This is a genomic window from Nonomuraea sp. H19 (genome assembly GCF_052068215.1).
Classification (GTDB): domain Bacteria; phylum Actinomycetota; class Actinomycetes; order Streptosporangiales; family Streptosporangiaceae; genus Nonomuraea.
In genome coordinates, this window is sequence record NZ_JBQHCV010000014.1 from 131,642 (window position 1) to 145,631 (window position 13,990).

Annotated in this window: 14 protein-coding genes; 3 read left to right on the forward strand and 11 right to left on the reverse strand. The window is 68.4% G+C overall.

The features are described 5' to 3' along the window. Positions 1-8: 8 nt before the first annotated feature. A complete protein-coding gene (locus ACTMTI_RS29850; protein ID WP_441123877.1) occupies positions 9-338 on the reverse strand; it encodes a DUF485 domain-containing protein in 330 nt (109 codons plus the stop codon). A gap of 860 nt (positions 339-1,198) precedes the next feature. Here ACTMTI_RS29850 and iscB point away from each other — a divergent pair. After that, positions 1,199-2,509, forward strand: a complete 1,311-nt coding sequence (gene iscB, locus ACTMTI_RS29855; protein ID WP_441123878.1) for an RNA-guided endonuclease IscB — start codon at positions 1,199-1,201, stop codon at positions 2,507-2,509. A gap of 165 nt (positions 2,510-2,674) precedes the next feature. On the opposite strand, the gene ACTMTI_RS29860 is transcribed toward iscB, so the two are convergent. Genes ACTMTI_RS29860 through ACTMTI_RS29875 form a run of 4 tightly spaced genes read right to left on the reverse strand, consistent with a single transcriptional unit; the run spans position 2,675 to position 6,844 of the window. After that, positions 2,675-3,499, reverse strand: coding sequence for a carbohydrate ABC transporter permease (locus ACTMTI_RS29860; RefSeq protein WP_441123879.1), 825 nt, complete (start codon positions 3,497-3,499; stop codon positions 2,675-2,677). Further along, positions 3,496-4,389 (reverse strand): carbohydrate ABC transporter permease, encoded by an 894-nt coding sequence (locus ACTMTI_RS29865; protein ID WP_441123880.1) that lies wholly within the window; start codon positions 4,387-4,389, stop codon positions 3,496-3,498. The genes ACTMTI_RS29860 and ACTMTI_RS29865 overlap by 4 nt, the downstream gene beginning before the upstream one ends. Further along, complete coding sequence (locus tag ACTMTI_RS29870) at positions 4,386-5,645, reverse strand: ABC transporter substrate-binding protein (RefSeq protein WP_441123881.1); 1,260 nt, start codon at positions 5,643-5,645, stop codon at positions 4,386-4,388. Before ACTMTI_RS29870 ends, ACTMTI_RS29865 begins: the two co-directional genes overlap by 4 nt. A gap of 35 nt (positions 5,646-5,680) precedes the next feature. Continuing rightward, positions 5,681-6,844 carry a trans-sulfuration enzyme family protein gene (locus tag ACTMTI_RS29875; protein WP_441123882.1) on the reverse strand — a complete coding sequence of 388 codons (1,164 nt, stop codon included), beginning with the start codon at positions 6,842-6,844 and terminating at the stop codon, positions 5,681-5,683. A 58-nt stretch (positions 6,845-6,902) separates the two neighbouring features. On the opposite strand from ACTMTI_RS29875, the gene ACTMTI_RS29880 reads away from it, so the two are divergent. Together ACTMTI_RS29880 and ACTMTI_RS29885 are read left to right on the forward strand one after the other, a co-directional pair. Beyond that, complete coding sequence (locus tag ACTMTI_RS29880; protein ID WP_441123883.1) at positions 6,903-7,913, forward strand: LacI family DNA-binding transcriptional regulator; 1,011 nt, start codon at positions 6,903-6,905, stop codon at positions 7,911-7,913. A 143-nt stretch (positions 7,914-8,056) separates the two neighbouring features. After that, the gene (locus tag ACTMTI_RS29885; RefSeq protein ID WP_441123884.1) at positions 8,057-8,857 is read left to right on the forward strand and encodes a hemopexin repeat-containing protein; all 801 of its coding nucleotides are present in this window, start codon (positions 8,057-8,059) and stop codon (positions 8,855-8,857) included. 140 nt (positions 8,858-8,997) lie between these two features. Here ACTMTI_RS29885 and ACTMTI_RS29890 read toward each other — a convergent pair whose 3' ends face one another. From ACTMTI_RS29890 to ACTMTI_RS29915, 6 genes are all read right to left on the reverse strand, one after another. Beyond that, positions 8,998-10,485, reverse strand: coding sequence for a sodium/solute symporter (locus ACTMTI_RS29890; RefSeq protein ID WP_441123885.1), 1,488 nt, complete (start codon positions 10,483-10,485; stop codon positions 8,998-9,000). Further along, complete coding sequence (locus tag ACTMTI_RS29895) at positions 10,482-10,850, reverse strand: hypothetical protein (RefSeq protein ID WP_441123886.1); 369 nt, start codon at positions 10,848-10,850, stop codon at positions 10,482-10,484. The genes ACTMTI_RS29890 and ACTMTI_RS29895 overlap by 4 nt, the downstream gene beginning before the upstream one ends. Further along, complete coding sequence (locus ACTMTI_RS29900) at positions 10,847-11,596, reverse strand: LytR/AlgR family response regulator transcription factor (protein WP_441123887.1); 750 nt, start codon at positions 11,594-11,596, stop codon at positions 10,847-10,849. The genes ACTMTI_RS29895 and ACTMTI_RS29900 overlap by 4 nt, the downstream gene beginning before the upstream one ends. A gap of 33 nt (positions 11,597-11,629) precedes the next feature. Then, positions 11,630-12,808, reverse strand: a complete 1,179-nt coding sequence (locus tag ACTMTI_RS29905; protein ID WP_441123888.1) for a sensor histidine kinase — start codon at positions 12,806-12,808, stop codon at positions 11,630-11,632. Positions 12,809-12,871: 63 nt separating this feature from the next. After that, on the reverse strand, positions 12,872-13,276 hold the full coding sequence (locus tag ACTMTI_RS29910) for an HIT family protein (RefSeq protein WP_441123889.1): 405 nt from the start codon (positions 13,274-13,276) through the stop codon (positions 12,872-12,874). After that, positions 13,273-13,980, reverse strand: a complete 708-nt coding sequence (locus ACTMTI_RS29915; protein WP_441123890.1) for a DUF1838 family protein — start codon at positions 13,978-13,980, stop codon at positions 13,273-13,275. The genes ACTMTI_RS29910 and ACTMTI_RS29915 overlap by 4 nt, the downstream gene beginning before the upstream one ends. Between the last annotated feature and the right edge of the window lie 10 nt (positions 13,981-13,990).

Below are 13,990 nucleotides of genomic sequence, written 5' to 3' on the forward strand. Positions count from 1 at the left end.
CGTGGAGCTCACTTCGACCTCTCCTCAACCTCGTGGCGAAGCTTGTCGGCGATCGGGTCCAGCTTTTTCTCGGCATGCCTGGCGTACGCCCACGCGATGAGGAACGTAGAGACGAACTGCAACAGGCCGAAAACCAGCCCGACGTTGATGTCCCCGAGCAGCTTGATCGCCATGAAATCGCGCGCCCACCCGGACATCACCACATAGAGCAGATACCACGCGAGGAACGCCACGGTCATGGGGAACGTCCACGCGCGGAAACGCCGCTTCAGCTCCTGGAACTCATTACTCTCCTGCATTTGTTCGTAAACGGAAGCGTCATGTTCTCTTGTTGTCACGAGACCTCCACTGTGATGCGGATCACGCTCAAGGTAAGAGCGCAACGTACCCTGCGTGGAGGCCTGTAACGGGGTTCTTCGCCGAACCGCCGCCGTACGGCGACTAGTTGGGCACGGTCTGCGGTGAAAGGTCCTTCCAGCGCGACGAACGGTCAGCTATTCCTTTCAACCCCATAACGGCCCCCTCACTCGGCCACCACTCCCGTGGACGCAACCACGCAACGCATGATCCGAGGCCGCTGTTCAGTCGTCGGACACCTTTCAGAGAGTGCAAATGGGGGGCTGGAGAAGCCCGGGTCATGAAGAGCTCGAAGACTGGCGAAGCATCCGCTGACCGAGGCGACACAGGTGCGCCGTGAGCACCTGTGTCCATCCACGCATCGTTCAAATGTTCTACGCAGCGAGATCAAAAGCTGGTAGCCTAGCGATCACTCAGCGTGAAAGTTGCAGGAAGTGCGGGTCATTCAGACTGTCCCAAAACAGCTCGTTCCAGAGAGACATGACGCGTCGGTCAGTCAAGCGCTCTCGGCCCTAATGGGTCGGGTCTGCCCAGAACTGCGGCCTAGTGCTGTAGCACTGGGCAGGCCGGCTTGACCAGACCCAGCCACCACGAAGGGTAGGTGAACCAGGTGGCTACGTTGGCCACACGCCAGCAGATCGACTCCGGGGTGCTTCTCCAGCCCCGGACCCTCGAATCGGCGCCAGCAGACAACCCCGGAGCAGGGACGAAACGGGACGCCGACGCCCCTAACGGGCAGCGGAGTGGCCAACATGGTCGAGGAGAGACCCGTACGGCCTCACCTGGCCGTACAGGCGTCACCCCCGCAAAGGGAGAACGCGGTCGTAGGACCGCACCTCGGGTGTTCGTCCTAGCTTCGGATGTCACCCCGTTGGATCCGTGCCATCCGGCGCGGGCCCGCAAACTTCTGGCGAGTGGACGGGCGCGGGTGCACCGGCACACGCCGTTCGTCATCCGTCTGATCGATCGCACCGCCACAGAATCGACGGTGCAGGGCGTGGAGCTCGGGGTCGATCCGGGTAGCAAGCATTCTGGAATCGCGCTCTTCCGTGTCAATAGCAAGAGTCGGACAGGGCTGTACAGCCTCCAGCTCGACCACCGAGGCGCACGCATTCGTGACAAGCTCGCACAGCGGGCCGCGTACCGTCGTCGGCGTCGCGTCGCGAATCTGCGCTATCGCAAGCCACGGTTTTCCAACAGGGCACGGCCGGACGGCTGGCTGCCGCCCAGCCTGCGGCACCGGGTGAAGACCACGGTCTCGTGGGTGCGACGGTTCTCGCAGTGGGCTCCATTGAGGGCCGTCCATGTGGAGCGGGTGGCGTTCGATGTCCACGCCTTGTCGGCCAGCCGCCCACTGGAGGGCGTCGAGTATCAGCAGGGCACACTGTATGGCTACGAGGTGCGTGAGTACCTGCTGGCCAAGTGGGGCCGCCGGTGCGCCTACTGCGGAGCCGCAGGGAAGCCGGTGAACATCGACCACATCCGGCCGCGCAGCCGGGGTGGCTCCGATCGGGTCTCCAACCTGACGCTTGCGTGCTTACCGTGCAACCAGGACAAGGACAACCGCCCTGTCGAGGAGTTCCTGTCCACCAAGCCGAAGGTCCTGGCCAGAGTGCTGGCGCAGACCAAGATCCCGCTCCGCGACGCCGCGGCTGTCAACGCGACCCGCTGGTTGCTGTGGCGGTCCCTGGTCGCGACCGGGCTGCCGATCCATGTCGCCTCAGGCGGGCGGACCAAGTGGAACCGGTCGCGCACTGGGGCGGCCAAGTCGCACACCCTGGATGCCCTGCACGTCGGTGTGCTCGACACGGTGAACGCATGGCCTGCGGAGGTTCTCGTGGCAGCCTGCGCGGGGCGAGGCATACATAGCAGGACTCATCCGGACCGGTACGGGTTCCCCCGGCTGCGGCTACCCAGGGTCAAGCAGATGCACGGCTTTCAGACCGGGGACCTGGTTCTGGCGGTGGTGCCACGCGGAAAGAATAAGGGGACCCACATCGGCAGGGTCTCCGTCCGATCAAGGGGCAGCTTCGACATCACCACCGCTCTGGGCGTCGTCCATGGCATTCACCACCGCCATGTCCGCCTCCTGCAACGGGCGGACGGCTACGCCTACGCCCGAAAGGAGGAGCGCGCTCTCCCCCGCGCCTGAAGCCAAAGTCCGACCAGACGGCCTTGCCGACCTCGACGGCCTTTCCGGGCCAGCTCGGTCAGGTCAGACCACCCCGGCGACTGCGTGGTGGGAAGCTCGGCCAGCCAACCGTCATTGGGGAAGGACCTGGCTGTGTGATCGCGCACCTCTTTGTCCATGGATGCATTAGCCCTTGACCGCACCCGCCGTCAGCCCCTCCACGATATAGCGGCGGATGGCGGCGAACAGCACGAGCGTGGGCAGCACCGACACCACCGTGGCCGCCGCCATCGAGCCCCAGTCGATGTCGTACTGGGTGATGAAGGAGTTCATGGCGACCGGGATGGTCTTGGCGTCCTCGCTGTCGATGAAGGTGATCGCCAGGAACAGCTCGTTCCAGCACTGCACGAACGCGAAGATGAACGTCGCCGCGATCCCCGGCAGCATGACCGGGATCACCACCCGCACCATCGCCACCAGCCGGGAGGCGCCGTCCACCTGGGCGGCCTCCTCCAGCGCGACGGGCACCCGCTCGTAGAAGCCGCGCATGATGATCGTGGCGAACGGCACCAGCATCGCCACGTACACCAGCATCAGCCCGGCCAGCCGGTTGAGCAGGTCGAGGTCGGACATCAGCAGGTAGAGGGGCGCGAGCGCGATGAACAGCGGGAGCATCTGGGTGACCAGGAACGCCAGCATCACCGCTCCCCTGCCGGGAAAGTCGAACCTGGCCAGGGTGTAGCCGCCGAGCACCCCGATCGCGGTCACCGCCGCGGCCGCGACCAAGGAGACCATGAGGCTGTTGAGCAGGTAGACGCCGAAGTCGGCGAAGGAGAACAGCTCCTCGTAGTGCTCGAACGTCACCTTGCCCGGCCAGTATTTGAGCGGCACCGAGAAGATCTCGGACTTTGGCTTGAGCGAGGTGACGACGATCCAGTAGAGGGGGAACAGGGTGATCAGCAGCCAGACGGCCAGCACGACGACCTTGGCCGCGGTCCCAACACGCTTCATCGGGCTTTCTCGAATCTGGTGGCGTTGAGGTAGAAGACGCTGAAGGCCAGCAGCAGGCCGAGGACGAGCAGGCCGACCGCGCCCGCGCGGCCGTAGTCGCCGCCGATGATCTGCTGGATGAGGAACGTCGTGATGATGTCGGTGCTGCCGGCGGGGCCGCCGCCGGTCATCGAATAGATGAGATCCGGGAAATTCAGGATCCAGATGATCCGGAGCAGCACGATCAGCGCCAGCGTGGGCCGGATGTGCGGCAGCGTCACGTGCCAGAACTGGCGCAGGCGCGAGGCCCCGTCCACATCCGCCGCCTCGTACAGCTCGCGGGGCACCGACTGCAGCGCTGCCATGATCATGATGGCGAAGAACGTCACGCCGTACCAGATGTTGGCCACGATCACCGACGTCATCGCCCACCCCGGCGTGGCCAGGAAGCCGATGCGCTGGTCGATGATCCCGGTCTTGAGCAGCAGGTCGTTGATCACCCCGAACTGCCCGTTGAACATCCACCGCCACAGCAGCCCGATCAGGAACCCCGACATGGCCCAGGGGAAGAACACCCACGCCTGGTAGAGGCCCCGGCCCCGGAAGTGCCGGCGCAGCAGCAGCGCCAGCCCGAAGCCGAGGAAGAACTGGAAGAACAGCGACACCGCCACCCACGTGCCGGTGTTGCGCAGCGCCGTCCAGAACCGGTCCTCGCCCAGCACGGCCCGGAAGTTCTCCAGGCCGACGAAGGGCGTCGAGGTGATGTCGAACAGGTTGTAGCGCTGGAAGGCGATCACCACGCCGCGGATCACCGGGTAGTAGGTGAACAGCGCCACGAACACCACGCCGGGCAGCAGGCACAGCGCGATGAACCTGGCCCGGCGGGCGGTGAAGGGCCGGGTCGCGCTCACGACACCTGCTTGGCCTGGTCGATCCAGAAGGCGTCCCACGACTTGAGCACCTCGGCCACGGTCTTCTTGCCGGTCAGCAGGGCCTGGACGTCGCGATCCGAATCGACGCCGAACTGGCTCCAGCCCGGGTAGTCCACCGGCCTGATCGTGATCACCTGCTTGGGGTCCTGCTGCGCCTGCAGGTACGCCTTCCACGCGCCCTGGGAGAACTGCGGGTCGCTCTGGGCCTGCTTGGAGATCGGGATGAGCGAGTTGCCCTTGGCGAAGGCGATGCTCTGCTCGGCCTCCGACAGGAACTGCACCAGCTTGACGGCCTCCTTCTGGTGCTTGGTGAAGGAGGTGACGCCCCATCCGGCGTAGCCGACGGGCTGGAAGGCGTACCCGGTGGGGCCCTTGGGGATGGGGGCCGTGGACCAGGCGGTGACGCCGCTGTCCTCGACCGTCTTGATCACTTCCGGGTCCTGGATGAGCATGCCGGTGACGCCGGAGGTGAAGCCCTGGACCATCTCCGGGTAGCCCCAGGACACCGAGTCCGGCGGCGACGCCTCCTTGAAGATCTTGACGTAGAGGTCCATGGCCTGGGCGGCCTCGGGGGTGGCGAAGATGGTCCGCTTGTCCTTCAGGTAGAAGGACTTCTCGGGGTTGAGCGCCTCGCCGTTGTAGGCGCTGATCATCTGCACCGCGTAGTCCGCGCCGCCCTTGCCGCCTCTGAACGAGTAGCCGTAGCGGTCGCCGGAGGTCATCTTCTTGCCGGCCTCGTACAGCTCCTGCCAGGTGGTCGGGGGCTGAGCCATGCCGTAGTCCGTACGGTAGAACAGGGTGCGCTGGTAGAAGCCGTACGGGATCAGGTAGGCCTTGCCCCCGACCTCGACGGCCTTCTTCTGGGCCAGTTCGGTCAGGTCGGACCAGCCGGCCCACTGCGTGGTGGGCAGTTCGGCCAGCCAGCCGTTGTTGGAGAAGGACTTGGCCGTGTGGTCGCGTACCTCCAGCACGTCCAGGTCCTTCTTCGTCTGCAGGATCTGGGTGATCTTCTGGTCGGCGCTGTCGAGTGGCGGCGAGATGAGCTCGACCGTGACGCCCGGGTTGGCCTTCTCGAAGTCGGCGATCAGGGTTTTGATGAGCTTCGTACGCTCGGGGCTGGTCAGGCTCTCGATCATGCGGAGCCGCACCTCCCCCGGGGAGGAGGACGAGCCGGAGCCGCAACCCGCGAGCACCAGCGTGGCGGCGACCGCGGTCGCCAGAAGGGGCGTTCTCATGGGGGGCCTCCTGCGTGTTCAGACAGCGCTGTCAGTCACGCTAGGCGACCGACCCCTTCCAGCGCTAGACCGAGGTCCTTGATCAAAGTGTCGGCGGCCTCCAGGCCGACCGAGAGGCGGACGAGGCCGACCGGGATGCCCATGGTGGCTCGCACGCTCTCCTCGGTGGACAGCGCGGGCGCGTTGACCAGGCTCTCGAAGCCACCCCACGACACACCAATCCTGAAATGTCGCAATTTATCGAGAAAGCTCGCGACCTCATCCCGCGATTCGGTCGCCAGCTCGATGCTGAACAAGCTGGAGAACCCGGACATCTGGCGGGTCGCGATCGCATGCCCCTGATGCGACGGCAGCCCCGGATGGTTCACCGCCCGCACGGCCGGATGGTCGGCCAGGAAGCGCGCCACCGCCAGCCCCCGCTCCTGGTGAGCCGCCATGCGCACGGGCAGGGTCCGCAGCCCCTTGATCACCTTGGCCGCGTCGTGCGGCGACATGGCGGCGCCGTAGAGCTGGTATTCCGTCAGGGCGAGGGGCCTGATCAGCCGCGACGGGCCCACCACGACGCCGCCCACGAGGTCGCTGTGGCCCCCGATGTACTTCGACAGCGAGTGCACGACCAGGTCGACGCCCATGGTCAGCGGCTTCTGGAACAGGGGCGTGGACCAGGTGTTGTCCATCACGCTCACCAGCCCCCGCTCCCGCGCCCAGGCGGCCACCTCGGCGATGTCGACGACGGCGTAGGCCATGTAGGAGGGCGACTCGAAGTAGAGTAGGCGCGTGCTCGCCCTGATAGCGCTGTCACCTGTTGTGAGGTCGCCGACATGCGTATGCGTGACGCCGAACTTCTCCAGGTAACGCAGGAACTGGGTGGTGGGCCCGTACACCGCGCCCAGCACCAGCACATGGTCGCCGGCCGACACGAGCGAGGAGATGGTCGCCGAGATCGCGCCCATCCCGGACCCGAAGCATTTGGCCCGCTCGCCCCGCTCAAGAGCGGCCAGCTTACGCTGGGCGAGATCGACCGTCGGGTTGGTCCCCCGCCAGTAGACGTACCGCTCGTCCTCGTTCCTGACGGCCTCGCCCAGCTCTTCCGCCGTCGCGAACGTGAACAGCGAGTTCTCGAACACCGGCGGGTTGACCGCGCCCAGCACCCAAGGCTCGTCCTCACCCAGCCGGCCACAGATCCATTCGTCATCCATGGGGGCAGCGTATGACAGCGCGGCATATGGCAACCGAGCCACCTCACGGAGTGCGGCGATGAACGCGCGCAAGCCGACCATGGCGGACGTGGCCCGGCACGCGGGTGTGAGCCTGAAGACCGTCTCCCGGGTCGTCAACCAGGAGCCGCACGTCAGAGCCTCGCTGCAGCAGCGGGTGCAGGCCGCGATCAGCACGCTCGGCTACCGCCGCAACGAGGCCGCCGCCCGCCTGGCCAGGGGCGCGACCATGCTCACACTGGGGTTGGTGATGGAGAACATCTCCAACGAGTTCTACTCGCGCCTCGCGGCCGCGGTCGAGGCGGCCGCGGCCGAGCACGAGGCGCTGGTGGTGTTCGGCTCCTACGAGGAGAGCCCGGACAAGGAGCGCATGCTGATCGAGTCCATGTACGCGCGGGGGGTCGACTCCCTCATCGTCGTCCCCTCGGCGGCCGACCACGCCTGGCTGACCGAGCACGCGAGCCTGCGGATGGTGTTCGTGGACCGGGTGCCGGGCGGGCTGGAGTCGGCGGACGTGGTGGTGCTCGACGACGTGCGGGGCGGGCGCGTGGCCACCGAGCATCTGCTCGCCCGCGGCCACCGGCGCATCGCGCTGATCTCCGACGACGAGGGGGTGAGCTCGGTGCACGACCGCGCCTCCGGCCACCGTGCGGCGCTGCGCGCGGCGGGGGTGGCGGCCGACGACGCGCTGGTGGTGCGCGGGGTGTTCGATCCGTGGCAGGTGTCGCAGGAGGTCGCCAGACTGCTGGACCTGGCGGACCCGCCGACGGCGTTCTTCGCCACCAACAACCGGGCCGCGATCGGGATCCTGCAGGCGCTGCGGGAGCGTCCTGAGCGGCCTGCGTACGTGGGGTTCGACGACTTCGCGCTGGCGGATGTGTTCAGCCCGGGGGTGACGGTGGTGCGCTATGACGTGACCCGCCTGGCCCGCGGCGCGGTGGACCTGCTGCTGCACCCGTCGCCGGCGCCGCGCCGGGTGAAGGTGCCGGTGGAGCTGGTCGCGCGGGGCTCGGGCGAACTCCCCCCTCATGCGAATTCCGGACTTCACTAGGGATATCCCTGGGGCCGTCACTGGGAATATCCCTGGGGCGACCTCTGATGCCCGGAGGCATGACGCACGCCTAAGCTCTGGTGAGATCGGTGGTCAGGCCCGAATTTTTCGTGCCGTCAATTCCGCCGGTCATGGAGGATCCGATGGCAATCGACGCAGCGCTCTATTCGCGCTCGAAGAGCTATTTCTTCGACGGGACCCATTACATTCGGGTGACCCGTGGCGACACCGGTGCCGGAAAGGTCGATCCCGGCTACCCCGCACCCATCTCCAACTGGGGCTGGCCCGGCGGATTCGGCGCCAACGGCATCGACGCGGCACTCTTCTCCGGGTCGAAATGCTACTTCTTCAAGGATAATCGGTACGTACGCGTCACCCGCGGAGACACCGGCGCCGGAACAGTCGACCCCGGCTACCCCGCACCCATCTCCAACTGGGGCTGGCCCGCCGGATTCGGCGCCAACGGCATCGACGCGGCACTCTTCTCCGGGTCGAAATGCTACTTCTTCAAGGATAATCGGTACGTACGCGTCACCCGCGGAGACACCGGCGCCGGAACAGTCGACCCCGGCTACCCCGCACCCATCTCCAACTGGGGCTGGCCCGCCGGATTCGGCGCCAACGGCATCGACGCGGCACTCTTCTCCGGGTCGAAATGCTACTTCTTCAAGGATAATCGGTACGTACGCGTCACCCGCGGAGACACCGGCGCCGGAACAGTCGACCCCGGCTACCCCGCACCCATCTCCAACTGGGGCTGGCCCGCCGGATTCGGCGCGAGCGGCATCGACGCAGCGCTCTTCTCCGGAACCAAGTGCTACTTCTTCGAAGGGAACCTGTACGTCCGGGTGACCCGTGGCGACACCGGCGCCGGAACGGTCGACCCCGGCTACCCCGGGTCCAACTCCAACTGGGGATGGCCCTCCGGGTTCGGCATCAACTGAGCCCTTCACCCCGACCGGCCGCACACTCGGCTGATCGGGAGCCGGTGACCGCCGTATCCCCTTGAGGAGGAGGCCCGGCCCGGGATCCGAGAGGAAGGCGCTGACCGGCGCCTTCCTCTGTTCCCGCTGTCGTCCCCGCCCTAGGACGAGCGGGGCCGCCAGTCGCCGCGATCCAGGTCGAGGTCCTCGGGGGTGTGCAGCCTGACCATGATCCTGGCCACACCGGGCGGCACCCGGTCCGGGGTCAGGAACGACACCGCCACCATCACCACGAAGGCGATCGGCACCGTCCATGCGGCCGGCTGCGCCAGCAGCGCGCCCGCGAACCCCGCGTGCGGCCCGCCCGTGATCGTGACCAGCACCGCCGCGCAGGCCAGGCCGCCGCCCACGAACAGGCCCGCCAGCGCCCCGGTCGTGGTCAGCCGCCGCCACCAGATGCCCAGCACGAGCAGCGGGCAGAACGACGAGGCCGCGACCGCGAACGCCAGCCCCACCACGTCCGCGACGGGCAGCGCCCGCGCCCACAGCGCCAGCGCGAGCGGCACCGCCACCGCCATGAGCGTGGCGATCCTGAACGAGCGCACACTGCCCTTGAGCAGGTCCTGCGCGATCACTCCCGCCACGGACACGGTCAGCCCCGACGAGGTGGACAGGAACGCCGCGAACGCCCCGGCCGTGACCAGCGCCGTCAGCAGGTCGCCGAGCGGGCCGCCGATCATGCGCGCGGGCAGCGTCAGCACGACCGTGTCCGTGCGCACCAGGTCGGGCGCGTAGAGGCGGCCGAGCCATCCGTACACGGCGGGCAGCAGGTAGAACGCGCCGAGCAGCGACAGCACCACCAGCGTCGTACGGCGCGCGGCCTGCCCGTCGGGGTTGGTGTAGAACCGCACGAGCACGTGCGGCAGCCCCATAGTGCCCAGGAACGTGGCCAGGATCAGCGAGTACGTCGAGTACAGCCCGTACTCCTTGGCCCCGGCCAGCGGCACCTGCCAGGTGGCCGCGTCCTGCGGGCCGACCCCGGGCGCGCCGTCGGCCTGCCAGGCCATCAGCAGGAACACCAGCGGCACGGCCAGCGCCGTCAGCTTGAGCCAGTACTGGAACGCCTGCACGAACGTGATCGACCGCATGCCGCCCGACAGCACGTTCACCGCCACGACGACCGCGACCAGCAGCCCGCCCACCCACACGGGCGCGCCGGTGATCGTCCGCAGCACCAGCCCGGCGCTCTGGAACTGCGGCATCAGGTAGAGCCAGCCGATCAGCACGACGAGCACGCTGGCCGTGCGGCGCACGGTCATCGACTCGAGCCTGGCCTCGGCGAAGTCGGGCAGCGTGTACGCCCCGGAGCGGCGCAGCGGCGCCGACACCAGCACCAGCAGCACCAGGTAGCCGCCGGTCCAGCCCACGGGCAGCCACAGCATGTCCACGCCGAAGGACAGGATGAGCCCGGCGATGCCCAGGAACGAGGCCGCGGACAGGTATTCGCCGCCGATGGCCGAGGCGTTCCAGAACGGGCTGACCGTGCGGGAGGCGACGTAGAAGTCGGAGGTGGTGCGGGAGACCCGGATGCCGAACGCCCCGATGAGCACGGCCGCCACCACCACGACCAGCACCGCCGTCAGGCTCATCGGCGCTCGACCAGCTCGGCGAAGTGGCGTTCGTTGCGCTCGGCCTGGCGGACGTACAGCCAGGCGCCGATGAGGAAGGCGGGGTAGATCAGCCCGGCGAGCACCGCCCACGGCAGCGGCACGCCGAGCAGGTGCACCTCGCGCAGCTCGGGGATGAGCAGGAACAGCAGCGGCAGCCCGCCGACCACGCAGGCCAGCACGGTGCAGACGAACAACGCCAGCCGGAACTGGGTACGCAGCAGCGAGCGCATGTACACCTCGCCGAGCCGCGTCTGCTCGTCGATCTCCCTGGTGGCGGGGTAGCGGGGACGGCGGGCGGCCGCGGTGCGCGGGCTGGTCACCGCCACCCGGCGTGGCGCGCTCATTCCGGCCTGCCCTTCCTGGCCCGGCGCACCAGCAGGTCGCGCAGCTCGCGCGTGTGCCTGCGGCTCACCGGGATCTCCGTCTCGCCCACCCGTACGGTGCATTTGCCCGAGTCGATGTGCAGCTCCTCAATATGCTTGACGGCCACCAGATGGCTGCGGTGCACGCGCAGGAACCCGGCCGAGGCCCAGCGTTCCTCCAGCGTGGCCAGCGGGATGCGCACCAGGTGGCTGCCCGCCGCCGTGTGCAGCCGCGCGTAGTCGCCGTGCGCCTCCACGTAGATCACGTCGGCGCTGGACACGAACCGCGTCACCCCGCCCAGCTCCACCGGGATCGTGTCGGTCTCACCGCTCTCCACGGGCACGTCGGCCGAGACCGCGACCCGCCGGATGGCCTCGGCCAGCCGCTCCGGGCGTACCGGCTTGAGCAGGTAGTCCTCGGCCTTGATCTCGAAGGCGTCCACGGCGTGCTCCTCGTACGCCGTCACGAACACCACCCGGGGCGGGTTGGCGAACTGCGACAGCAGCCGCCCGAGCACCACCCCGTCGAGCCCGCGCATCCTGATGTCCAGGAACACCGCGTCGATCGGCCGGCCGTCGGCGATGGCCCGGTCGAGCAGCCGCAGCGCCGCGGCGCCGTCCCGCGCAGTGGCGACCTCCTCGATACGGGGATCGGCGCGCAGCAGGTACGTCAGGTCTTCGAGCGCGGGGAGCTCGTCGTCGACCGCGAGGACGCGGAGGTGTGCCATAGACAGTGATAAAACCGACAACAAAGATCGAGGTCAACGGGCAGAGACGCCTGGGTGATATTTCGGCAATCTGATATTGACCTTGGTGCCCGCGCCGGCGCCGGTTTCGACGACGAGCCCGTACTCGTCGCCGTACACCTGCCGCAGCCGCTCGTCCACGTTCGCCAGCCCAACGCCGCCCGCGGATGCGATGTCTCCGGCGAGGATGCGGCGCAGCCGCTCGGGGTCCATGCCGAGCCCGTCGTCCTCGACGCTGATGCGGCACTCGGCCCCGGCGTCCTCGGCGATAATCGTTATACGCCCGACACCGTTGCGGCTCTCCAGGCCGTGCCTGACGGCGTTCTCGACCAGCGGCTGCAGGCACAGGAACGGCACCGCGACCGGCAGCACCTCGGGCGCGATGCGGAGCGTGACCTGCAATTGGTCGCCGAACCTGGCCCGCTCCAGGATGAGGTAGCGGTCGATCGAGCGCAGCTCCTCGGCCAGCGTGGTGAACTCGCCGTGCCTGCGGAAGGAGTAGCGGGTGAAGTCGGCGAACTCCAGCAGCAGCTCCCTGGCCCGCTCCGGGTCGGTGCGGACGAAGGAGGCGATCGTGGTGAGCGAGTTGTAGATGAAGTGCGGCGAGATCTGCGCCCGCAGCGCCCGCACCTCGGCCTCCATGAGCAGGGTGCGCGAGCGGTCCAGCTCGGCCAGCTCCAGCTGCGAGTCCACCCATCCGGCCACCTCCTGGGCGGCCCTGACCAGCCCCGCCGAGGCGCTCTGCCCGTAGGCGGCCAGCGCGCCGACGACCCGGTCGTCGGTGGTGAGCGGCACCACCACGGCCTGCCTGATCGGGCATTCGAGCAGCTCGCACTCGATGGTCAGCACCTGGGTGCGGCCGTCTTTCAAGGTGGCGGCCGCGTGCTCGAAGGCCTGGCCGGCGTGGTGCTCGCCGGCGCCGTCGTAGACGAGCAGCCGCTCGCCGTCCGTGATCGCCAGGGCGGCGGAGCCGAGCAGCGCGCGCAGGTGCCGCGAGGCGCGCTCGGCGCCGTCGGCGGTGAGCCCGGCCCGCAGCGGCGGCCCGGCCAGCGAGGCGGTGTGCAGGGTCTCGAACGTGGCCCGCTCCGCCGGGCTGGTGCCCAGCTCGCGGCGGCCGCGCATGACGCGCCACAGCACGATCGCGGGCACGCTCACGAGCACCGCGACCACGGCGACCCCCACCAGGTACTCCACGCGGCCAGAGCCTAGTACGGGCGCAGAGTGCCCGGCTCAGAGCGCCGGCTCAGAGTGCCGGGCTCAGAGTGCCGCGGCGATTCTGGCGGCGTACGAGGCGGCCTCCTCGGCGGAGTCGTACGTGGTGCGCGGCCAGAAGAACCCCCGCAGCCCGTCCTTCTTGTTGCGCGGCACGATGTGCACGTGCAGGTGGGCCACGCTCTGGCTGATGCGGTTGTTCATGGCCACGAAGGTGCCGCCCGCCTCCAGCCCCTCCTCGACCGCGCGCGCCATGGCCTGCACCCGCTCGAAGAACGGCCCGACGTCGCCCAGGTCGGCCAGCGTCTCGACGTGGACTTTGGGCACGACCAGCAGATGCCCCTTGAAGACCGGCCGCACGTCCAGGAACGAGACCGCGACCTCGTCGGATCGCACGACATGGGCGGACCGCTCGCCGGTGATGATCTCGCAGAACAGGTCGGCGCTCACCGGCCGGCCTTGTCCGCGAAGGCCGTCCAGCTCGTCATGTTGGGCCCCGACCACTCCGCGGGCGCGTGCAGGAAACGCTCCCCCACGCGCTCGCGCAGCCGGTCGGGCACCTCGGCGACCTTGGCGCCCCGGCAGTGGTAGACCAGCGCGCCGCCGCGCTGCCCCATCGCCATCCACGGCAGCCACGGCGACACCCGGCACCAGGAGAACACGCACGGCACGTCCGCCACACCGGAGTCCAGGTCCCGCGCCGAGGCGAAGAACTGGAACAGCTCCAGCGCCCGGTAGGTGTCGCCGGCGGAGTTCTCCGGGTAGTCGGCGACCTTGAGCGGCGAGGGGTACGCCAGCCGGATGTCGACGTTGTAGACGACCTGGTCGCCCAGGCGCGTCTCAGGCACGGGGTAGGCGCCGAGCCGCTGGTTGACCGGGTCGTTGAAGACGTGCTGCACCTCGACCGTCCGGCCCGTGAACGGGTTGTCCCAGGCGTCGATCACCTCACGGCTGCGCGGGTCGAGATAGAGCGCGGCCTCCCTGGTCAGCAACTGCCAGCCGCCGTCGGCCTCGACCGCCCTGGCCACGTTGACGCCCTCGAACCCGAACAGGTGGTGCGGCCCGTCGTCGTCCTGCCACCCGTACACATCGCCGGTCCAGTAGGAGATCGTCTCCGCTCCGTCGGCGGAAGCGCGTACCCGGATGAAGTCCATGATCCGCAGA